The organism is Methylophaga frappieri (assembly GCF_000260965.1).
GTDB classification, from domain to species: domain Bacteria; phylum Pseudomonadota; class Gammaproteobacteria; order Nitrosococcales; family Methylophagaceae; genus Methylophaga; species Methylophaga frappieri.
Genome location: NC_017856.1, coordinates 2,382,223 through 2,403,553, shown reverse-complemented (window position 1 = coordinate 2,403,553; position 21,331 = coordinate 2,382,223). Strand labels below are relative to the sequence as shown.

General features: G+C 47.6%; 20 protein-coding genes and 4 tRNA genes. All 24 read right to left on the bottom strand.

Going from position 1 to position 21,331, the window contains the following annotated elements:
• Positions 1–12 precede the first annotated feature (12 nt).
• Positions 13–345, bottom strand: coding sequence for a 50S ribosomal protein L22 (rplV, locus tag Q7C_RS11500; protein ID WP_014704950.1), 333 nt, complete (start codon positions 343–345; stop codon positions 13–15).
• A 9-nt stretch (positions 346–354) separates the two neighbouring features.
• Positions 355–630 (bottom strand): 30S ribosomal protein S19, encoded by a 276-nt coding sequence (gene rpsS, locus Q7C_RS11495; protein WP_014704949.1) that lies wholly within the window; start codon positions 628–630, stop codon positions 355–357.
• Between the two features lie 19 nt (positions 631–649).
• The gene (rplB, locus tag Q7C_RS11490) at positions 650–1,477 is read right to left on the bottom strand and encodes a 50S ribosomal protein L2 (RefSeq protein WP_014704948.1); all 828 of its coding nucleotides are present in this window, start codon (positions 1,475–1,477) and stop codon (positions 650–652) included.
• Positions 1,478–1,504: 27 nt separating this feature from the next.
• The gene (gene rplW / locus Q7C_RS11485) at positions 1,505–1,798 is read right to left on the bottom strand and encodes a 50S ribosomal protein L23 (protein ID WP_014704947.1); all 294 of its coding nucleotides are present in this window, start codon (positions 1,796–1,798) and stop codon (positions 1,505–1,507) included.
• Positions 1,795–2,412, bottom strand: a complete 618-nt coding sequence (rplD, locus tag Q7C_RS11480; RefSeq protein WP_014704946.1) for a 50S ribosomal protein L4 — start codon at positions 2,410–2,412, stop codon at positions 1,795–1,797. The genes rplW and rplD overlap by 4 nt, the downstream gene beginning before the upstream one ends.
• A 22-nt stretch (positions 2,413–2,434) precedes the next feature.
• Entirely contained in the window at positions 2,435–3,067 is a 633-nt protein-coding gene (gene rplC / locus Q7C_RS11475) for a 50S ribosomal protein L3 (RefSeq protein ID WP_014704945.1), read from the bottom strand.
• Positions 3,068–3,080: 13 nt separating this feature from the next.
• Positions 3,081–3,395 (bottom strand): 30S ribosomal protein S10, encoded by a 315-nt coding sequence (gene rpsJ / locus Q7C_RS11470; protein WP_014704944.1) that lies wholly within the window; start codon positions 3,393–3,395, stop codon positions 3,081–3,083.
• Between the two features lie 5 nt (positions 3,396–3,400).
• Positions 3,401–4,591, bottom strand: coding sequence for an elongation factor Tu (gene tuf, locus Q7C_RS11465; RefSeq protein ID WP_014704932.1), 1,191 nt, complete (start codon positions 4,589–4,591; stop codon positions 3,401–3,403).
• A gap of 26 nt (positions 4,592–4,617) precedes the next feature.
• Complete coding sequence (fusA, locus tag Q7C_RS11460) at positions 4,618–6,717, bottom strand: elongation factor G (RefSeq protein ID WP_041366720.1); 2,100 nt, start codon at positions 6,715–6,717, stop codon at positions 4,618–4,620.
• 71 nt (positions 6,718–6,788) lie between these two features.
• Positions 6,789–7,259, bottom strand: coding sequence for a 30S ribosomal protein S7 (gene rpsG, locus Q7C_RS11455; RefSeq protein WP_014704942.1), 471 nt, complete (start codon positions 7,257–7,259; stop codon positions 6,789–6,791).
• A 44-nt stretch (positions 7,260–7,303) separates the two neighbouring features.
• Positions 7,304–7,678 carry a 30S ribosomal protein S12 gene (gene rpsL, locus Q7C_RS11450; RefSeq protein WP_014704941.1) on the bottom strand — a complete coding sequence of 125 codons (375 nt, stop codon included), beginning with the start codon at positions 7,676–7,678 and terminating at the stop codon, positions 7,304–7,306.
• A gap of 149 nt (positions 7,679–7,827) precedes the next feature.
• Positions 7,828–12,024, bottom strand: a complete 4,197-nt coding sequence (gene rpoC / locus Q7C_RS11445; RefSeq protein WP_014704940.1) for a DNA-directed RNA polymerase subunit beta' — start codon at positions 12,022–12,024, stop codon at positions 7,828–7,830.
• Positions 12,025–12,076: 52 nt separating this feature from the next.
• Positions 12,077–16,153 carry a DNA-directed RNA polymerase subunit beta gene (gene rpoB, locus Q7C_RS11440; protein ID WP_014704939.1) on the bottom strand — a complete coding sequence of 1,359 codons (4,077 nt, stop codon included), beginning with the start codon at positions 16,151–16,153 and terminating at the stop codon, positions 12,077–12,079.
• A 170-nt stretch (positions 16,154–16,323) separates the two neighbouring features.
• The gene (gene rplL, locus Q7C_RS11435) at positions 16,324–16,701 is read right to left on the bottom strand and encodes a 50S ribosomal protein L7/L12 (protein ID WP_014704938.1); all 378 of its coding nucleotides are present in this window, start codon (positions 16,699–16,701) and stop codon (positions 16,324–16,326) included.
• A 57-nt stretch (positions 16,702–16,758) separates the two neighbouring features.
• Entirely contained in the window at positions 16,759–17,286 is a 528-nt protein-coding gene (rplJ, locus tag Q7C_RS11430) for a 50S ribosomal protein L10 (RefSeq protein ID WP_014704937.1), read from the bottom strand.
• 208 nt (positions 17,287–17,494) lie between these two features.
• Positions 17,495–18,187 (bottom strand): 50S ribosomal protein L1, encoded by a 693-nt coding sequence (gene rplA, locus Q7C_RS11425; protein WP_014704936.1) that lies wholly within the window; start codon positions 18,185–18,187, stop codon positions 17,495–17,497.
• Positions 18,187–18,621, bottom strand: a complete 435-nt coding sequence (gene rplK / locus Q7C_RS11420; RefSeq protein WP_014704935.1) for a 50S ribosomal protein L11 — start codon at positions 18,619–18,621, stop codon at positions 18,187–18,189. The genes rplA and rplK overlap by 1 nt, the downstream gene beginning before the upstream one ends.
• 57 nt (positions 18,622–18,678) lie before the next feature.
• Entirely contained in the window at positions 18,679–19,212 is a 534-nt protein-coding gene (gene nusG, locus Q7C_RS11415) for a transcription termination/antitermination protein NusG (RefSeq protein ID WP_014704934.1), read from the bottom strand.
• A gap of 13 nt (positions 19,213–19,225) precedes the next feature.
• The gene (gene secE / locus Q7C_RS11410) at positions 19,226–19,546 is read right to left on the bottom strand and encodes a preprotein translocase subunit SecE (protein WP_238532321.1); all 321 of its coding nucleotides are present in this window, start codon (positions 19,544–19,546) and stop codon (positions 19,226–19,228) included.
• 55 nt (positions 19,547–19,601) lie between these two features.
• A tRNA-Trp gene (locus Q7C_RS11405) sits at positions 19,602–19,677 on the bottom strand.
• A gap of 53 nt (positions 19,678–19,730) precedes the next feature.
• Positions 19,731–20,921: an elongation factor Tu gene (tuf, locus tag Q7C_RS11400; RefSeq protein WP_014704932.1), complete on the bottom strand. Its 1,191-nt coding sequence runs from the start codon at positions 20,919–20,921 to the stop codon at positions 19,731–19,733.
• 93 nt (positions 20,922–21,014) lie between these two features.
• Positions 21,015–21,090: transfer RNA gene (locus Q7C_RS11395), tRNA-Thr, on the bottom strand.
• Positions 21,091–21,108: 18 nt separating this feature from the next.
• Positions 21,109–21,182 (bottom strand) — tRNA-Gly (locus tag Q7C_RS11390).
• A 24-nt stretch (positions 21,183–21,206) separates the two neighbouring features.
• Positions 21,207–21,291 (bottom strand) — tRNA-Tyr (locus Q7C_RS11385).
• Positions 21,292–21,331: the final 40 nt, after the last annotated feature.

Sequence of the window (21,331 nt, the reverse complement as noted above, 5' to 3'; positions counted from 1 at the left end):
AAGTATTCTCTCTTACTTTTCGTCTACAACCACTGTGATGTGGCTTGTACGTTTAAGGATACGGTTACCACGGCCTTTAGCACGTGGTGACATACGCTTCATAGTCGGACCGTCATCAACCATCACAGCTGAGACATACAACTCATCAATGTCTGCCCCATCATTGTGTTCCGCATTGGCAATCGCCGAATCCAGCACGCCTTTCATAATCTCGGCTGCTTTTTTTGGGCTGAAGGCCAGCAAGTTAATTGCCCGCTCTACCGGCAAACCACGAATCTGATCTGCCACTAACCGCACTTTCTGTGCAGAAATGCGTGCATAAGTGAGTTTTGCTTTTGTCGCCATATCTAAACCTTATCGCTTCGCTTTCTTATCAGCGGCATGACCTTTAAAGGTGCGCGTTGGTGAAAACTCACCCAACTTGTGCCCCACCATATCTTCAGTAACAAACACGGGTACATGCTGTTTACCGTTGTGAACAGCCAATGTCAGCCCGATCATCTCAGGTGAAATCATTGAACGGCGCGACCAGGTTTTGATCGGACGTTTATTATTGGCTTCGATCGCTTCCAAGACCTTCTTTTCAAGGTGCTGGTCTATAAACGGACCTTTTTTAATTGAACGCGGCATTATAGTTCCTAGCCTTTAATTATTTACGGTTACGACGACGTACAATCATGTTATCTGTACGTTTGTTTTTACGGGTTTTATAACCCTTCGTTGGTACACCCCATGGTGTAACTGGGTGACGACCACCTGAGGTACGACCCTCACCACCACCATGTGGGTGATCAACCGGGTTCATTACCACGCCTCGAACAGTTGGACGAACACCACGCCACCGTTTTGCACCGGCTTTACCTAATGAACGTAATGAGTGTTCACCATTACTAACTTCACCTAACGTTGCTTTGCAATCCAACGAGACCTTACGTGTCTCACCACTGCGCAAACGAATTGTGGCATAGCCATTTTCACGAGCAACGTATTGGGCACTGGTGCCAGCACTGCGTGCCAGCTGTGCACCTTTACCTGGTTTCAACTCGATGCAATGAACCGTACTACCGAGCGGAATAGCAGAGAGTTTCAAGCAATTACCTGCTCGAATTGCTGCTTCCTCACCCGAGTCAAGACGATCACCTGCTTGCACACCTTTTGGTGCCACGATGTAACGTTTTTCACCATCGGCATATTTCAACAACGCGATATGCGCAGTCCGATTCGGATCGTATTCAATCCGCTCTACGGTTGCTGCAATACCGTCTTTGTTACGTTTGAAGTCAATCAAGCGGTAACGTTGCTTGTGACCACCACCTTTGTGGCGTACGGTAATACGACCTGCATTGTTGCGCCCGCCATTTTTTGATTTCTTTTCAACCAGTGGCGCATATGGCGCTCCGGTGAATAGACCCGGCGTATTGACTTCAACAACAAATCGACGTCCTGCTGATGTTGGCTTTGCCTTTCTTAATGCCATTACTGATTCCTCACCCGTATTCTATTTTTATTCGCCAAGGAAGTTCAGGTCAGCCCCATCAGCCAAGGTCACATAAGCTTTTTTCCAGTCTGCGCGCTTACCCAGATGACGGCCAGCACGTTTGACTTTACCTTTAACCTGACTTGTATTGACTGCTGCAACTTTGACATCAAACAGTCTTTCGACTGCATATTTGATTTCTGTCTTGTTGGCGTTTGGCAGAACCTTAAGTACTACCTGATTATCGTTCTCAGCGACCCGCGTTGCTTTTTCAGCCACAACCGGACCTAAGATGATTTTGCTTAACCGTTCTGAGTTCATGCGTATGACTCCTCAAGTTTGCGAATAGAGTCTTCGCTCATCACAACTTTCTCAAAGCGCAACAAAGCAACTGGATTAACATTAGCCACATCTGTTGCAGCAATGTCATATAAGTTGCGAGAGGCCAACGCCAAATTACCGGCAGCTGACTCAGAAATAATCAGTGCGTTTGTCACACCCAGTGATTGTGTTTTGCTAAGCAAATCTTTTGTTTTTGGGCTGTCCAAATCAAACTTATCGACTACGATAAGTGACTCTTGACGACGCAACTCTGACAAAATGCTTGAGATAGCACTACGATACATTTTGCGATTAACTTTTTGACTATAGTCGCGATTTTTCGCAGCAAATGTCACGCCGCCTGTGCGCCACAGTGGGCTACGAATCGTACCAGCACGCGCACGTCCACTGCCCTTTTGTGAGAATGGTTTTCTACCACCACCACTTACTTCAGAGCGTGTTTTCTGAGCATGAGTACCAGCGCGGGAACCTGCCAAGAAAGCAGTCACGACCTGGTGAACCAATGCCTCGTTGTAATCGCGATCCAGCAATGCATCGGAAACTGTAATACTTCCCGCTTTTTTGCCGTCGAATGAATGTAACTGAAGATCCACTTTAATAATCCTCTTAGAATCTTTAGGCTTTCACAGCCGGGCGAATCACAATATTGCTACCAGTTGAACCAGGGACAGAGCCCTTGACCAACAGTAGATTACGTTCCGCATCGACTCTGACGACAGACAAGTTTTGCAGTGTGCGTTGCTTGTCACCCATATGGCCTGCCATTTTTTTGCCTTTAAATACACGACCTGGCGTTTGACATTGACCAATTGAACCCGGGGCGCGGTGTGACAATGAGTTACCATGTGTCGCGTCACCACCACCAAAGCCATAACGTTTTACAACACCGGCAAAGCCTTTACCTTTGGTCAAGCCAGACACATCAATTTTTTGGCCTGCTTCAAATAGATCAACTTTAATTTCTGAACCAACCTGATAGTCGTCTAACGCTTCTACCCGGAATTCACATACTTTGCTTCCTGCTTCGGCTTCCGCTTTCGCAAAATGGCCTGCTTCAGGCTTGCTTACACGTGATGCTTTACGGGCACCAACTGTAAGCTGAATAGCGTTATACCCATCCGTATCAACTGTTTTCAGCTGACTGACACGGTTAGGTTCAATTTCAATGACCGTGACTGGCGTCGACACACCATCTTCAGAAAAGATGCGTGTCATACCACGTTTACGACCGATGAGTCCGATAGTCATGACCCAACCCCTCTTAATTCAATTTAATCTGGACATCAACGCCCGCGGCGAGGTCCAGCTTCATTAATGCATCAACTGTTTTATCAGTTGGCTCGACAATATCCATCAGACGCTTGTGGGTCCGCATTTCATATTGCTCACGGGCATCTTTGTTAACGTGTGGCGAAATCAGCACAGTGAACCGCTCTTTTTTCGTCGGCAAAGGGATCGGGCCATTAATACGTGCACCTGTCCGTTTTGCTGTTTCCACAATTTCTTTTGCTGACTGATCAATCAAACGATGATCAAATGATTTCAGTCGAATTCTAATAGTTTGGGTTGTTGCCATTTCTATTACTCAGTAATTTTACTAACGACACCGGCACCAACGGTGCGGCCGCCTTCACGAATCGCAAAACGCAAACCTTCTTCCATCGCAATCGGTGCAATCAGGGTTACGTCCATTTTGACGTTGTCTCCAGGCATTACCATTTCAACACCCGATGGCAGTTCGCACGCACCGGTAACGTCTGTAGTACGGAAATAAAACTGTGGACGGTAGCCATTGAAAAATGGCGTGTGGCGACCACCTTCATCTTTCGACAGAATGTAAACTTCTGCTTCAAAACGGGTATGTGGTTTGATGGTGCCCGGATGCGCCAGTACTTGACCACGGTCAACTTCTTCACGCTTGGTACCACGCAGCAATACACCAACGTTATCACCAGCCTGGCCTTGGTCCAGCAATTTGCGGAACATTTCAACACCAGTACAGGTCGTTTTCTGGGTATCTTTGATACCAACGATTTCCAGTTCGTCGCCAACTTTAACAATGCCGCGCTCGACACGACCAGTCACAACGGTACCACGACCAGAGATTGAAAAGACGTCTTCGATTGGCATCAGGAAGGCGCCATCGATAGCACGTTCTGGCTCTGGGAAGTAGCTGTCCATCGCTTCAGCCAGCTTAATAATAGAAGGTGCACCAATGTCGCTTGTGTCGCCTTCCAATGCTTTCAGAGCAGAACCAACAACGATTGGCGTGTCATCACCAGGGAAGTCATAGGTGTCCAGAAGTTCACGAACTTCCATTTCAACCAATTCAATCAGTTCTGCGTCGTCAACCATGTCGGCTTTGTTCAGGTAGACGATGATGTAAGGGACGCCAACCTGACGTGACAGCAGGATGTGTTCACGCGTTTGCGGCATCGGGCCGTCAGCAGCATTAACTACCAAAATCGCGCCGTCCATTTGCGCCGCACCTGTGATCATGTTTTTCACATAGTCAGCGTGACCCGGGCAGTCTACGTGGGCGTAGTGACGGTTGGCCGTTTCGTACTCAACGTGTGCTGTGGAGATAGTGATACCACGCTCTCTTTCTTCCGGTGCGTTATCAATATCCGCGTAATCTTTGAATTCGCCGCCACTCATCTCACCCAATACTTTAGTGATCGCCGCTGTCAGCGTGGTTTTACCATGGTCAACGTGACCAATGGTGCCCACATTGACGTGGGGTTTACTACGTTCAAATTTTGCCTTGGACATCTCGTCTACCTCGTTAAAACTTGTATTTATTTCGACTTGTTAATGATCGCATCTGCCACATTGCCTGGTATTTCACTGTACTTGGCGAACTCCATAGAGTACGTCGCCCGACCTTGTGTTGCAGAACGCAAATCAGTTGCGTAACCAAACATTTCTGCAAGGGGCACTTCCGCCCGGATAACTTTGCCGCTAGGCACATCGTCCATGCCGCTAACCATACCGCGGCGGCGATTTAAATCCCCCATCACGTCACCCATGTAATCTTCAGGGGTAACCACCTCAATCTTCATGATGGGTTCCAGCAATGCTGGGGATGCTTCGAGGGCACCATTTCTGAACGCCATTGAGCCAGCCACTTTAAAGGCCATCTCATTGGAGTCAACATCGTGATAAGAGCCGTCAAACAATGTGACTTTAACATCTTCCACAGGATAGCCGGCTATTACACCATTTTTCATCTGCTCTTGTATACCCTTATCTACAGATGAAATAAATTCTTTTGGCACTGAACCGCCGACAGTCGCATTTTCAAAGGCATAGCCGGCACCTTGCTGTTGCGGTTCAAGCTTCAACCAAACGTGTCCATATTGGCCTTTACCACCACTCTGGCGCACAAACTTACCTTCGGACTCGACTGTTTTACGGATCGTTTCCCGATAAGAAACCTGCGGCGCACCCACGTTGGCATCCACATTGAATTCGCGCTTCATTCGATCCACGATGATATCCAAATGCAACTCACCCATACCGGCAATAATTGTTTGTGCCGACTCTTCATCAGTGGAAACACGAAATGAGGGATCTTCCTTGGCAAGCTTGCCTAGAGCGATACTCATTTTTTCTTGATCGGCTTGTGTGCGTGGCTCAATCGCAACAGAGATAACCGGTTCCGGAAACTCCATTCGCTCTAGCGTAATAGGTTGATCTGGATGACACAGCGTTTCACCTGTCGTTGTATCTTTTAAACCGATTGCTGCCGCAATGTCACCAGCATAAACTTCTGTGATTTCTTCTCGACTATTAGCATGCATTTGCACTAACCGGCCAATACGTTCTTTTTTGCCTTTCACCGGATTAAACACCGCATCACCGGACTTGAGCACACCGGAATAAACGCGAAAGAATGTCAGGGTGCCGACAAAAGAATCTGTGGCGATTTTGAATGCCAGCGCTGAAAACGGTTCTTCATCATCCGCTTCACGGGTGGCATAGGTTTCATCGTCAACATCAACCAAGCCTTTTATCGCTGGTACTTCTGCAGGGGATGGTAAATATTCGACAACCGCATCTAAAACGGCCTGAACACCTTTGTTCTTAAAGGCACTACCACAAAATGCCGGCACAACCTCATTGGCAAGCACTTGCTTACGAATTCCGGCTTTGATCTGCTCTTCAGATAACTCCCCAGTTTCCAGATATAAATTCATCAGGGTTTCATCAGCTTCTGCCGCAGCTTCGACCAGATTTTCTCGATACACTTGGCACTGGGACTGCATGGATTCAGGAATATCACGGGCTTCATACGTTGCGCCCATATCATCTTGATTCCAGTAAATTGCCTTCATGCGAACCAAGTCGACAACACCTTCAAAGGTTTCTTCAGCCCCAATCGGTAATTGCATAACCACAGGACGTGCTGCCAAACGCTTTTGAATTTGCTCAACAACGCGCAGGAAGTTTGCCCCTTGCCGATCCATCTTATTGACGAATGCCAGTCTTGGGACGTGATATTTATTGGCTTGCCGCCAAACGGTTTCTGACTGAGGCTCAACACCACCAACCGCACAAAATACAGCGACTGCACCATCAAGTACACGTAATGAACGCTCGACTTCAATGGTAAAATCTACGTGCCCTGGGGTATCAATAATATTAATGCGATGCTGGGGAAATTGCTGATCCATGCCTGCCCAAAAGCAGGTCGTCGCAGCAGAGGTGATTGTGATGCCTCGTTCTTGCTCCTGAGCCATCCAGTCCATTGTTGCCGCGCCATCATGTACCTCACCGATCTTATGCGAAATACCGGTATAGAACAGCACACGCTCTGTTGTCGTGGTTTTACCCGCGTCAATATGCGCCATAATCCCGATATTCCGGTATCGATTAATAGGTGTAATGCGTGGCACGATAGCTACTCTTTACGGTCAACAATGTTAAAGAACGAATCTGCCCGGAACTGGCCGGGCAGAGGTTAAACTTAAAATCTGAAGTGCGAGAACGCCTTGTTCGCTTCAGCCATTCTATGGGTATCTTCTTTCTTCTTAACAGCAGTGCCTTTACCTTCATAGGCATCGGCCAATTCACCAGCAAGACGCTTACCCATTGATTTTTCACCACGCTTGCGCGAGGCGTCAACTAACCAACGCATTGCCAAGGCAACACGACGCTCAGGACGAACCTCAACAGGAACTTGGTAGGTCGCACCACCGACACGACGGGATTTTACTTCCACCATCGGGCTGATGTTTTCAATTGCTTTCTGGAAAATCTCCAAGCCATCACCACCTTTGCTTTCTGCTACAGCATCTAACGCACCGTAAGTGATTTTTTCAGCAACCGACTTTTTGCCATCTTTCATAATGACGTTAATAAACTTTGCCAGCCCGATATTTGCAAACTTTGGATCGGGCAATACTTCTCGTTTGGCAACAACTCTTCTTCTTGGCATCTTTACGCTTCCTAATTCTCTAAAAGTGGCATCCAGAAAGGCTATTAACCTTTAGGACGCTTAGCACCATATTTGGAACGACCTTGACGACGCGCTGCTACGCCAGAAGTATCCAATGCACCACGAACGGTGTGATAGCGCACACCTGGTAAGTCTTTAACACGACCACCACGGATCAAAACAACACTGTGCTCTTGAAGGTTATGACCTTCACCACCGATGTAAGATGTCACTTCAAACCCGTTGGTCAAACGAACACGGGCAACTTTCCGCATTGCTGAGTTAGGCTTTTTCGGTGTCGTTGTGTAGACACGGGTACAAACACCACGTCGTTGCGGACAAGCCTGCAATGCCGGGACGTTGTTCTTTTTCTTTTGCTTCAATCTTGGTTTACGAACCAACTGATTAATTGTTGCCATCAATACAACCTTAAACAAATAACTGGTAATGGTAGCCTGCGATACTATTATTCTCGCATTACCATTCTAGTAAAAATCGGGCGCTCAAATCATTGAGCACCCGACAAAGAAACAGGATTTTACCTTGCGGCTATTGGCCGCGTCAAGACCTAAGATGTCTCGTTGGTTTCTTCCTCTGTATTTTCAACACTTTCTGCTGAAATTGTTTCTACTACTTCTGGCATTGCAACCTGCCTACGGCGTTGGCGTTCCTTATGATAAGCCAGACCGGTACCGGCAGGAATCAATCGACCTACGATGACATTTTCTTTCAGTCCGCGCAGATTGTCGCTCTTGCCAGTGACCGCAGCATCGGTCAATACACGCGTGGTTTCCTGGAATGATGCGGCTGAAATAAATGACTCTGTTGCCAGTGATGCTTTGGTTATACCCAGCAATAATGGGGTAAACAGCGCTTCAATTTTGTTTTCCGACCGCATTTCATCGTTAGCTTCCAGAACACGATCAAACTCGACCTGCTCCCCTTTCAGGAATTTGGTATCGCCCGGCGCATCAATTTCAACTTTACGCAACATCTGACGCACAATCACTTCGATGTGTTTATCGTTGATTTTAACACCCTGAAGGCGGTATACCTCCTGAACTTCGCTAACCATATAATTAGCTAATGCCAACACCCCTTTCAAACGCAAAATATCGTGCGGATCTTCCGGTCCATCAACAATCATCTCGCCTTTTTCGATGTGCTCACCTTCAAAGACAGAGACATGACGCCATTTTGGAATTAACTCCTCATGCGTATCCCCTTCTTTCGGAGTGATAATCAGGCGTTGCTTGCCTTTAGTCTCTTTACCAAAACTAATGGTGCCACTGATTTCAGCCATCAAAGCCGGATCTTTCGGTTTACGTGCTTCAAACAAATCAGCAACACGCGGCAGACCACCCGTGATATCACGGGTCTTACTACTTTCTTGTGGAATACGCGCCAGGATATCACCAACTTCCACTTCCATGCCGTCGGTAACACGCACAATCGCGCCCCCTGGCAAGAAGTATTGTGCCGGAATATCGGTACCGATGATATTGACGTCATTGCCATTATCATCAACCAGTTTAACCATCGGCCGCATATCTTTAGCTGAGCTGTTGCGCTGTTTTGGCTCACGGATAATCAAACTGGTCAAACCAGTCACATCATCCACTTGCTTATCAACGGTCACACCTTCAACCAAGTCACTGAGACGGACATGACCTTTTACTTCCGTCACAACCGGATGCGTGTGTGGATCCCAGTTGGCAACGACTTGCCCTGATTCCACTGCATCATTATCTGCTACCGTGATTTCCGCACCGTAGGGGATTTTATAACGCTCACGTTCGCGGCCATTTTCGTCAATCAGGTGCAACTCACCTGAGCGTGAAACTGCAACGAATTTACCCGCCTTGTTCTCTACCGACTTGATGTTGTAATAACGAATCCGGCCTTTGAATTTAAGCACAACCGAGTTATCTGCCGCGGTACGTGAAGCCGCACCACCGATATGGAATGTCCGCATGGTCAGCTGCGTACCCGGTTCACCAATTGACTGTGCAGCGATAACGCCGACTGCCTCGCCAACATTAATGCGGTGACCGCGTCCCAAGTCACGACCATAACAGGCGCTACAAACACCATAGCGAGATTCACAGGTAATCGCACTCCGTACCATTACCTCATCAATACCTTCACGTTCCAAGAGGCTGACACAGGCTTCATCGATAATTCTGCCCGCTTCCAGTACCACTTTTTGTTCACTATTGATTACATCTTGCGCAACCACACGACCAAGAACACGTTCACCTAAGCCCTCGACTACGTCGCCGCCTTCGATGATTGGTGTCATACTCAGACCGTGCGCTGTGCCGCAATCTTCTTCGACGACAACCAAGTCCTGAGAAACATCGACCAGACGACGAGTCAGATAACCGGAGTTGGCCGTTTTCAAAGCCGTATCGGCCAGACCTTTACGGGCACCGTGAGTGGAGATGAAGTACTGCAATACGTCCAGACCTTCACGGAAATTCGCCGTGATCGGTGTTTCGATGATGGAACCATCCGGTTTTGCCATCAGTCCACGCATACCTGCCAGCTGACGAATCTGCGCCGCGCTACCCCGGGCACCGGAATCGGCCATCATATAGATTGAATTCATTGATTGTTGTTCGATTTCTTTGCCATCTTTATCAACAATCAAATCCTTACCGATCCCTTCCATCATTGCCTTGGCAATCTGATCGTTGGTTCGTGACCAGATATCAATGATTTTGTTGTAGCGTTCGCCATCGGTAACCAGACCAGAAGCATATTGATTTGCGATTTCTTCTACTTCCGCTTCAGCCTTGGCAAGGATATCGACTTTTTGGGCTGGAATGACCATATCATCAGCACCAACTGACGCACCTGACATCGTCGCTTGATTAAAGCCGAGATACATTAATTGATCTGCAAAGATAACCGTATCTTTCAGGCCTAAACGGCGGTAACAAGTATTAATCAGATCACTGATCGCTTTCTTGGTCATGGTGCGATCCACTACAGAAAACGGCAATCCTTTCGGGACAATACTAAACAATATCGCGCGACCTACTGTTGTTTCTACTCGAATACGCCGGTTTTGCTCAGGCTCGGGACGCGTGATATCGGTTTCATCAATACGTACGGTGATTTTGGCATGCAGCGATACGGCTTTGTTGTCATAGGCACGACGCAGCTCGGTAATATCGGCAAAACGACTGCCTTCGCCTTTCTCGTTAACCAGATCCCGGGTCATGTAATATAAACCAAGAACCACGTCCTGAGAGGGATTAATGATTGGCTCACCATTCGCAGGCGACAGAATATTATTAGTCGCCATCATCAGTGAACGGGCTTCAAGTTGCGCCTCCAGTGACAATGGAACGTGCACCGCCATTTGGTCACCGTCAAAGTCAGCATTGAACGCGGCACAAACGAGTGGGTGCAGCTGAATTGCTTTACCTTCAATCAATAAAGGTTCAAACGCTTGAATACCTAATCGGTGAAGGGTCGGTGCGCGGTTTAACATAACCGGATGTTCACGGATAACCTCTTCCAGTACATCCCAAACTTCAGGCACTTCCCGCTCAACCATTTTTTTGGCGGCTTTGATTGTGGTCACCAAGCCCCGGCGTTCCAGTTTGCCGTAGATAAATGGTTTAAATAGCTCAAGTGCCATTTTCTTAGGCAAACCACACTGGTGTAATTTAAGGTAGGGGCCAACGACGATAACAGAACGGCCTGAATAGTCGACACGTTTACCCAACAGGTTTTGACGGAATCGACCTTGCTTACCCTTGATCATATCTGCCAAAGATTTCAGCGGCATTCGGTTGGTGCCGGTGATGGCACGTCCACGACGACCATTATCCAATAGCGCATCGACAGACTCTTGCAACATCCGTTTTTCATTGCGAACAATGATATCCGGTGCATTGAGATCCAACAGGCGTTTCAGACGATTATTACGGTTAATAACGCGACGATACAGATCGTTTAGATCTGAGGTGGCGAACCGGCCGCCGTCAAGCGGAACTAATGGACGCAGATCTGGTGGCAGTACGGGCAACACCTCCATGACCATCCATTCTGGCTTATTCCCAGAATCCAAGAATGCTTCCATTAATTTCAGTCGTTTGCTGAGTTTTTTAATTTTTGTTTCTGAGTTGGTACCGTTGATTTCTTCGCGAATTGTATCGATTTCTTTGCGCAAATCGATGGCCCGCAGCAGCTCCTGAATTGCTTCAGCCCCCATGCGTGCATCAAACTCATCACCGTATTCTTCCATTGCGTTCAGAAACATTTCATCTGACAACAACTGGCCTTTTTCTAACGGTGTCATACCAGGATCAACAACGATAAAGGCTTCGAAATACAACACGCGCTCAATATCACGTAACGTCATATCCAAAAATAATGAAATGCGTGACGGCAGTGATTTCAGAAACCAGATATGTGCTACCGGTGACGCTAACTCAATGTGCCCCATCCGCTCACGACGGACTTTGGTAACCGTGACTTCAACACCACATTTTTCACATATCACACCGCGGTGCTTGAGACGTTTGTATTTGCCACACAAACACTCATAATCTTTGACTGGGCCAAAAATTTTCGCACAGAACAGACCTTCACGCTCTGGCTTAAAAGTACGATAGTTGATGGTCTCCGGTTTTTTAACCTCACCAAATGACCAGCTTCGGACCATTTTGGGTGAAGCCAAACCAATACGAATTGCATCGAATTCTTCCGGCTGACTTTGTTGCTTTAAGAGATTAATCAAATCTTTCATATTTATTCTCCGCTGTCACTTTCGCGACAAAAATCCTGATTATCGGGGGCGCTTATTCTTCGACCAGGTCGACATCGATACCAAGTGAGCGAATTTCGCGCGTCAGTACCTTGAAGGATTCCGGCATGCCGGCATCCATCCGATAATCACCATCAACGATGTTTTTGTAGATCTTGGTACGGCCATTCACGTCATCCGATTTAACGGTCAACATTTCCTGCAAGGTATAGGCAGCACCATAAGCCTGTAATGCCCAAACCTCCATCTCACCAAAGCGCTGACCACCAAACTGGGCTTTACCACCCAATGGTTGTTGGGTAACGAGGCTGTATGGACCGGTTGAACGCGCATGCATCTTGTCATCTACCAAGTGATTCAGTTTCAGCATATGCATGTAACCAATGGTCACTGGCCGATGGAAAAACTCTCCGGTACGACCATCAATTAATTTCGCTTGGCCACTTCTAGGTAAACCAGCGAGTTCCAGCATATCTTTGATTTCATCTTCGTTTGCACCATCAAATACTGGGGTTGCCATCGGCACACCACCTTGCAGATTACCTGCTAATTCGACAATTTCTGCATCCGTCAATTCATCCAGCTCTTCTTTCTTGCCACTGGTGTTATAGACACGACCTAAGAACTCACGTAGCTCTGCAACTTCACGTTGTTGTTCCAACATCTCCTGAATCTTGTAACCAACGCCTTTGGCAGCCCAACCTAAATGCACTTCGAGAATCTGACCGATATTCATCCGTGATGGAACGCCTAATGGATTCAAAACGATATCAACCGGACGGCCATCTTCAGTATAAGGCATATCCTCGACCGGAACGATGTTAGAGATAACCCCTTTATTACCATGGCGGCCTGCCATTTTGTCGCCTGGCTGGATACGACGTTTCACCGCCAAGAACACTTTGACCATGCGCTGTACGCCAGGTGCCAAATCATGACCTGAGGTCAGTTTGTCCTTTTTGATTTGGAAGGCTTCATCCATATCATTTCGGTATTGCTGGATTTGCTTACTTGCCGATTCCAACATGGCATTCAGATCATCCGACTCCATTTGCAAGTCGAACCACTGTGACTGCTCAAGCCCTTTGAGCACGGACTTGGTCAGTTTGTCACCTTTTTTAATGCCTGGGCCTTTTTTAGCAACTTTGTTGGTTAAATTACGTTCCAGTCGTGAAAACACATCATCAACCATGATGCGATGTTGATCTTTCAGATCCGCCCAGACTTTCTCAAGTTCCGCTTTTTCGATTTGATCTGTCCGTTCATCTTTATCCACGCCATCCCGGGTGAATACCTGAACATCAACGACGGTGCCATAAGTACCAGAAGGGACTCGAAGTGAAGAATCTTTCACATCCGCTGCTTTTTCACCAAAGATCGCTCTCAGCAGTTTTTCTTCTGGTGTCAACTGCGTTTCGCCTTTTGGCGTCACCTTGCCCACCAGAATATCGCCCGGTTTGACTTCGGCACCGACATAAACAATACCGGATTCATCCAATTTGGCCAGTGCACTCTCACTGACGTTTGGAATATCACTGGTAATTTCTTCTGTGCCCAGTTTTGTTTCCCGAGCAAGGCAATTCAATTCCTGAATATGAATCGTAGTGAAACGATCTTCTTCTACGACACGTTCAGAGACAAGAATGGAATCTTCGAAGTTATAACCATTCCACGGCATGAAAGCGACCAGAATATTCTGACCCAATGCCAATTCACCTTTATCGGTCGACGGACCATCAGCAAGGGTATCGCCTTTACCAATAATATCGCCCGGTTTGACAATAGGCCGTTGGTTAATACAGGTGCTTTGATTTGAGCGTGCGTATTTGATCAGGTTGTAAATATCAACGCCGGATTCATTGCCTTCGGTTTCGTCATCATTAACACGAATAACCACCCGGCTCGCATCCACGGAGTCAACCACACCACCCCGTTTCGCCGTGACCATGACACCAGAATCCTGAGCCACAACCCGTTCCATTCCGGTACCAACTAACGGTTTGTCAGCACGGAGTGTCGGAACAGCCTGACGTTGCATGTTCGAGCCCATCAAGGCCCGGTTCGCATCATCATGCTCAAGGAATGGGATCAATGATGCCGCGACAGAGACAACCTGACGAGGCGACACGTCCATCAACTGAACTTGTTCAGATGGCGTCAATGAAAACTCATTCCGATAACGACAAGGCACCAAATTATCAGCAATTGAGTTATCGCTATTTAACGCAATCGTCGCCTGTGCAATTTTGTATTCGCCTTCATCAATCGCCGACAAATAGATGATTTCATCCGTTGCCTTACCATCAATAACCTTCCGGTACGGTGTTTCGATGAAGCCGTATTTATTGGTACGTGCATAACAAGCCAACGAGTTAATCAGGCCGATATTCGGACCTTCCGGTGTCTCGATTGGGCAGACTCGGCCATAGTGCGTGGGATGTACGTCACGAACCTCAAAACCAGCACGTTCACGAGTCAGACCGCCCGGGCCTAATGCAGAAACACGACGTTTATGGGTGACTTCCGATAAGGGGTTATTTTGATCCATAAACTGCGACAGCTGACTTGAGCCAAAGAACTCTTTAATCGCTGCGCCAACCGGTTTGGCATTAATCAACTGCTGTGGCATCAGGCCTTCTGATTCAGCAATGCTTAACCGTTCACGCACGGCACGTTCAACCCGAACCAGACCAACGCGGAATTGATTTTCAGCCATTTCACCAACGCTACGAACACGTCGATTACCCAAATGATCAATATCATCGACAACGCCAAAACCATTGCGAATCGAGATAAGTTCACTGATTACCGCGAGGATGTCTTCTTTAGAAAGTGTGCCTTCGCCTTCCAGTTCTTCACGACCCAATCGGCGGTTAAATTTCATCCGACCGACATTGGACAAATCATAGCGATCATGAGTGAAGAATAAATTCTGGAACAGGTTTTCCGCCGCGTCTTCTGTTGGCGGCTCACCGGGACGCATCATCCGGTAAATTTCGACTTTTGCTTCCAGGTCAGTGCGGGTTTCGTCAAGACGCAGGGTGTCAGAAATATAAGGACCATGGTCCAAATCATTCGCATAAATAGTTTCAATACTATCAACACCAAAGCGTTCGAATTTTTCCAGAATGTCGCTGGTGATTTCATCATTGGCATTTGCCAATAACTCACCTGTATCGGTATCGATGACATCTTTCGCAATCACTTTACCAACCAGATACGCTTCCGGCACAGACAGCGCAGACATATTGGCTTTTTCCAACTGCCGAATGTGGCGGCCCGTTATTTGCCGCTCAGCTTCAACGATGACCTCGCCTTCTTTATTCAGAATATCAAAAGGCACAGATTGGCCGCGCAGCCGCTGTGGTTCCAGCGCCAGTTCAAAGCCTGCTTTACGACGGGTAAACACGTCGTTATCAAAGAAGATTTCTAGGATTTCCTGGTTGCCGTAACCCAAGGCACGGAGCAGGATGGTTGCAGGTAACTTACGGCGACGGTCAATACGTACAAAGACAGCATCTTTCGGATCAAACTCGAAGTCCAACCAAGAACCGCGATAAGGGATGACCCGTGCGTTATATAAAATTTTGCCTGATGAATGGGTTTTTCCTTTATCACTATCAAAGAAAACCCCTGGGGAGCGATGCAATTGCGACACAATAACGCGCTCAGTCCCATTGATAACGAAGTTACCTTTCTCCGTCATTAACGGGATTTCACCCATGTAAACTTCCTGCTCTTTAATGTCTTTGACGACTTTTTGTTTAGCAGGGGCGTCTTTGTCATAAATAACCAGACGCATTTTAACTCTTAAAGGTGCGGCATAGGTGACGCCCCGTAATTGACATTCTTTCACGTCAAAAGTAGGCACGCCAAGCCGATAGCTCACATACTGGAGTTCAGCCATACCGGTATGGCTTTTAATCGGGAACACTGACTCAAACGCGGCGTGCAATCCCACGCTGCCCCGCTCGTCAGCTGCAACACCCATTTGCAGAAAATCCTGATAGGAATTGACTTGCGTTGCCAGCAGGTTCGGGACGGTCAGAACACTAGAGCGCTTGCCAAAATCTTTACGAATCCGTTTTTTCTCGGTAAACGTATAAGCCATGTATTACACCTCGAAGAAACACCTGTTTTTACGTATCGCAAAATACAGGCAGGGTCATGTATAAGGGCCGGTTATCGATCGGCCTGCAACGGAAAAAGGCCGGTGGCCATAGGCCACCAGCCAGTTTCTATTTTGTGGTCAAACTGTAACCACTAATAATAACGGGCTGCTTATTTAATTTCAGCAGTTGCACCCGCTTCAGTCAGCTGTTTCAAGATGTCTTCAGCTTCCGCTTTTTCAACACCTTCTTTCACAGTGGCTGGAACACCTTCAACCATGTCTTTGGCTTCTTTCAGGCCCAGACCGGTAATGCCACGAACAACTTTAATTACGCCAACTTTGTTATCCCCAAAGCCAGTCATAACAACGTTAAATTCAGTTTGCTCTTCAGCAGCAGCGCCACCAGCAGCTGGTGCAGCCGCAGCCGCAGCAACAGGTGCTGCCGCAGTTACACCAAATTTTTCTTCCATTGCTTCGATAAGATCAACGATCTCAACAACGGTCATATTGGAAATCGCTTCCAAGATATCGTCTTTAGATACAGCCATGATATTTACCTATTTTCAAACTTGCAGAATTAATTAATGCTAATCCACGAATCGGGATTAAGCAGCTTGTTTAGCATCGCGGACAGCCGCGAAAGTACGAACCATTTTGCTGGTTGGTGCTTGCAACGTACGAACAAATTTCTCGACTGGTGCTTTAAGCGTACCCATGAACATGCTGATTGCTTGATCTTTGGTCGGCATTTTCGCCAAACGTTCCAGTTCAGAAGCAGGAAATAATTTGCCTCCCAACGAAACCATTTTGACATCGAGTTTTTTGTTGTCTTTTGCAAAGTCGCTCATCACGCGTGCAACGGCACCCGGATCTTCCATAGAAAAACCGAATACTAGCGGACCAGTCATGCCTTCTTGCATACAGGCAAAATCAGTCCCTTCGACTGCACGACGCGCCAGCGTGTTACGAATAACGCGTAAATAAACATTTTGTTTACGCGCCTCAACACGCAGGGCGGTCATTTCTGACACACTCAAGCCGTGATATTCTGCGGCAACCGCAGAAAATGCACTTGATGCGACTTCAGCAACCTCAGCAACGACGGCCTTTTTTCCTTCAAGATTTAAAGCCACCTAAGACCTCCTTAGGTTCACTGTCAATCGACAGTAAAGTGTTGCTAACTGGAAGTGTTGCCACTTCCCCCTTTTACGGTATCCAACCATCAGATATTCTGCAGCTGAACCCGTCTGCGCAGGTTGATCATAATGATCAATTAAATTTTCATGCCTGCGGTCTTAGACGACCCGGCCAAAATCAGCCGGGCGGTCCAATTCTTAATCATTAACCAAGGAACGCTTTATCAACAATGACACCAGCGCCCATAGTGCTGGATAGACTAATTTTCTTGATGTACGTGCCTTTAGCAGATGTTGGTTTCAATTTATTCAGATCATCCAGCAAGGCAACCAGGTTTTGACGCAAAGCTTCAACATCAAATTGCGCATTGCCAATAGGGCAATGGATGATGCCTGCTTTGTCAGTCCGGTAACGAACCTGACCCGCTTTGGCGTTTTTAACTGCCTCGGCGACATTTGGTGTTACGGTGCCCACCTTAGGATTCGGCATTAAGCCACGCGGCCCCAAAACTTGGCCCAAAGTACCCACGATACGCATAGCGTCCGGTGTCGCAATCACCACATCAAAATCCATATTGCCTTTTTTGATGTCTTCGGCCAAATCGTCAAAGCCAACCACATCCGCACCGGCTTCTTTAGCCGCATCCGCATTCGCACCTTGAGCAAATACGGCAACGCGTACGGTTTTACCCGTGCCATTTGGCATGACTGTTGAACTACGTACGACTTGATCTGATTTACGTGGATCAACACCCAGGTTAACAGCAACGTCAATTGACTCGACAAATTTAGCAGAGGCATTGTCTTTAACGAACTGCAATGCTTCGTTTAATTCAAATACTTGTCCGGCCTTTAATTGCTCACGAATAGCACGGCCTCTTTTACCCAGCGCAGCCATTACTCAACCCCCTCAGTTTTCAGACCCATGCTACGAGCGGTGCCTGCGATAGTACGCACTGCCGCATCCAGATCAGCTGCCGACAAGTCAGGCATTTTAGTATTCGCAATCTCTTCCAATTGCGCACGGCTGACTGTGCCAACTTTGTCTGTATTTGGACGCGCACTACCAGACTTAATACCTGCCGCTTTTTTCAGCAGGATCGAAGCCGGCGGCGTTTTAGTAATAAAAGTAAAACTCTTATCGTTATAAACCGTAATAACAACGGGTGTTGGTAAGCCCGGCTCTAAGTTTTGTGTTTTAGCGTTAAACGCTTTACAAAACTCCATGATATTAACACCATGCTGACCCAATGCAGGACCAACCGGTGGACTTGGATTTGCCTGGCCCGCTGCAACCTGCAGCTTGATATAGGCTTGAATTTTCTTCGCCATTTTTACTCCTTACCGGGTGCAAGCGCCTTGCGGCTCCCCGAATTTAACAATATCAGATTAGCCTTTAGCTACCTGACTAAACTCAAGCTCAACTGGTGTTGAGCGGCCAAAAATAACCACCTCGACACGCAATCGACTTTTTTCATAATTCACTTCTTCAACAACACCGGTGAAGTCATTGAAAGGCCCATCAGTCACACGAACCACTTCACCCGGCTCGAACAAGACTTTCGGACGTGGACTTTCCGCCGTATCCTGAACGCGTTGCAGAATGGTATTGGCTTCTGCTTCGCTGATTGGCGCAGGACGGTCACCCGTACCGCCAATAAAGCGGAGAACGCGGGGCAGATCGTTTACCACGTGCCACGTTTCGTCATCCATTTCCATATTGACTAATACGTAACCGGGGAAAAACTTGCGTTCACTTTTCCGCTTTTGACCTTCCTTCATCTCGACGACTTCTTCTGTCGGCACCAGAATATCGCCAAACTTTTCTTGCAAGCCCAGTCGATTAATTCGCTCTTCCAAAGACCGCTTTACTTGTGCCTCAAATCCAGAATAGGCCTGAATGACATACCAACGCTTACTCATCTTTACCCCTGCCTCAGAATGTCAGCGTGCGGACTGCCCAACCCAGCAGCGAATCAAAAGCCCACAACATGATTGCAACAACAATGACCATCAAAATAACCACCATCGTGGTTTGTATTGTTTCTTGCCGTGTCGGCCAAACCACTTTTCTAACTTCTGTCTGGGTATCGCCAATGTATGAGAATGCCGCCGCACCTGCAGATGTTCTCGACGCAATCAGTACAGCGACTACCACTGCAGCAATCAGGCCCAATACACGCAATAACGTCGACACCTCCGAGAAGGCATAAAACAAAGCAATCGCAGCCACTACAAGAGCGACTGCGACTATCATTTTAAGTTTATCCACCATGGTTTTTTGTTATGTCCACTTGGTGAGAGTAAAATAATGGCAGGCCAGGAGGGAATCGAACCCCCAACCTACGGTTTTGGAGACCGTCGCTCTGCCAATTGAGCTACTGGCCTATCACTTAACTCTCACGACAGCGAAGCGCAATGCGCTTCGCTGCCAAACTTGATTACTCAGTAATTTTACTAACGACACCGGCACCAACGGTGCGGCCGCCTTCACGAATCGCAAAACGCAAACCTTCTTCCATCGCAATCGGTGCAATCAGGGTTACGTCCATTTTGACGTTGTCTCCAGGCATTACCATTTCAACACCCGATGGCAGTTCGCACGCACCGGTAACGTCTGTAGTACGGAAATAAAACTGTGGACGGTATCCATTGAAAAATGGCGTGTGGCGACCACCTTCATCTTTCGACAGAATGTAAACTTCTGCTTCAAAACGGGTATGTGGTTTGATGGTGCCCGGATGCGCCAGTACTTGACCACGGTCAACTTCTTCACGCTTGGTACCACGCAGCAATACACCAACGTTATCACCAGCCTGGCCTTGGTCCAGCAATTTGCGGAACATTTCAACACCAGTACAGGTCGTTTTCTGGGTATCTTTGATACCAACGATTTCCAGTTCGTCGCCAACTTTAACAATGCCGCGCTCGACACGACCAGTCACAACGGTACCACGACCAGAGATTGAAAAGACGTCTTCGATTGGCATCAGGAAGGCGCCATCGATAGCACGTTCTGGCTCTGGGAAGTAGCTGTCCATCGCTTCAGCCAGCTTAATAATAGAAGGTGCACCAATGTCGCTTGTGTCGCCTTCCAATGCTTTCAGAGCAGAACCAACAACGATTGGCGTGTCATCACCAGGGAAGTCATAGGTGTCCAGAAGTTCACGAACTTCCATTTCAACCAATTCAATCAGTTCTGCGTCGTCAACCATGTCGGCTTTGTTCAGGTAGACGATGATGTAAGGGACGCCAACCTGACGTGACAGCAGGATGTGTTCACGCGTTTGCGGCATCGGGCCGTCAGCAGCATTAACTACCAAAATCGCGCCGTCCATTTGCGCCGCACCTGTGATCATGTTTTTCACATAGTCAGCGTGACCCGGGCAGTCTACGTGGGCGTAGTGACGGTTGGCCGTTTCGTACTCAACGTGTGCTGTGGAGATAGTGATACCACGCTCTCTTTCTTCCGGTGCGTTATCAATATCCGCGTAATCTTTGAATTCGCCGCCACTCATCTCACCCAATACTTTAGTGATCGCCGCTGTCAGCGTGGTTTTACCATGGTCAACGTGACCAATGGTGCCCACATTGACGTGGGGTTTACTACGTTCAAATTTTGCCTTAGACATGACCAGTCTCCCGCCTATAACTTTTTAAAATTTAAAAAATCAAACAGGCAAGGTTATCCCTGCCCAATCAAAATCAATTACACTCTAATTTTATGGAGCCCGTAATCAGAATCGAACTGATGACCTCATCCTTACCATGGATGCGCTCTACCGACTGAGCTATACGGGCTTGACCCCCAAAAAAAACTGGAGCGGGTGATGGGAATCGAACCCACACAACCAGCTTGGAAGGCTGGAGTTCTACCATTGAACTACACCCGCCAATGTAACTCGCTTAAATATAAATGGTGGAGGGGGAAGGATTCGAACCTTCGAAGGCGGAGCCGTCAGATTTACAGTCTGATCCCTTTGGCCACTCGGGAACCCCTCCACTAAAGACGTGGCATTTTCCGTAAAAGCCTGCTCACTGT

Bases quoted from the DNA above. Each gene is read 5' to 3' on its own strand.
- rplC (WP_014704945.1), bottom strand. From the start codon at position 3,067: ATGACTATCGGACTCATCGGTCGTAAACGTGGTATGACACGCATCTTT.
- rpsG (WP_014704942.1), bottom strand. From the start codon at position 7,259: ATGCCAAGAAGAAGAGTTGTTGCCAAACGAGAAGTATTGCCCGATCCA.
- rplK (WP_014704935.1), bottom strand. From the start codon at position 18,621: ATGGCGAAGAAAATTCAAGCCTATATCAAGCTGCAGGTTGCAGCGGGC.
- rpsJ (WP_014704944.1), bottom strand. From the start codon at position 3,395: ATGGCAACAACCCAAACTATTAGAATTCGACTGAAATCATTTGATCAT.
- rplB (WP_014704948.1), bottom strand. From the start codon at position 1,477: ATGGCATTAAGAAAGGCAAAGCCAACATCAGCAGGACGTCGATTTGTT.
- rplV (WP_014704950.1), bottom strand. From the start codon at position 345: ATGGCGACAAAAGCAAAACTCACTTATGCACGCATTTCTGCACAGAAA.
- rplW (WP_014704947.1), bottom strand. From the start codon at position 1,798: ATGAACTCAGAACGGTTAAGCAAAATCATCTTAGGTCCGGTTGTGGCT.
- tuf (WP_014704932.1), bottom strand. From the start codon at position 20,921: ATGTCTAAGGCAAAATTTGAACGTAGTAAACCCCACGTCAATGTGGGC.
- rpsS (WP_014704949.1), bottom strand. From the start codon at position 630: ATGCCGCGTTCAATTAAAAAAGGTCCGTTTATAGACCAGCACCTTGAA.
- nusG (WP_014704934.1), bottom strand. From the start codon at position 19,212: ATGAGTAAGCGTTGGTATGTCATTCAGGCCTATTCTGGATTTGAGGCA.
- rpsL (WP_014704941.1), bottom strand. From the start codon at position 7,678: ATGGCAACAATTAATCAGTTGGTTCGTAAACCAAGATTGAAGCAAAAG.
- rplA (WP_014704936.1), bottom strand. From the start codon at position 18,187: ATGGCTGCGCTGGGTAAAAGAGGCCGTGCTATTCGTGAGCAATTAAAG.
- secE (WP_238532321.1), bottom strand. From the start codon at position 19,546: ATGATAGTCGCAGTCGCTCTTGTAGTGGCTGCGATTGCTTTGTTTTAT.
- rpoB (WP_014704939.1), bottom strand. From the start codon at position 16,153: ATGGCTTATACGTTTACCGAGAAAAAACGGATTCGTAAAGATTTTGGC.
- rplL (WP_014704938.1), bottom strand. From the start codon at position 16,701: ATGGCTGTATCTAAAGACGATATCTTGGAAGCGATTTCCAATATGACC.
- tuf (WP_014704932.1), bottom strand. From the start codon at position 4,591: ATGTCCAAGGCAAAATTTGAACGTAGTAAACCCCACGTCAATGTGGGC.
- rpoC (WP_014704940.1), bottom strand. From the start codon at position 12,024: ATGAAAGATTTGATTAATCTCTTAAAGCAACAAAGTCAGCCGGAAGAA.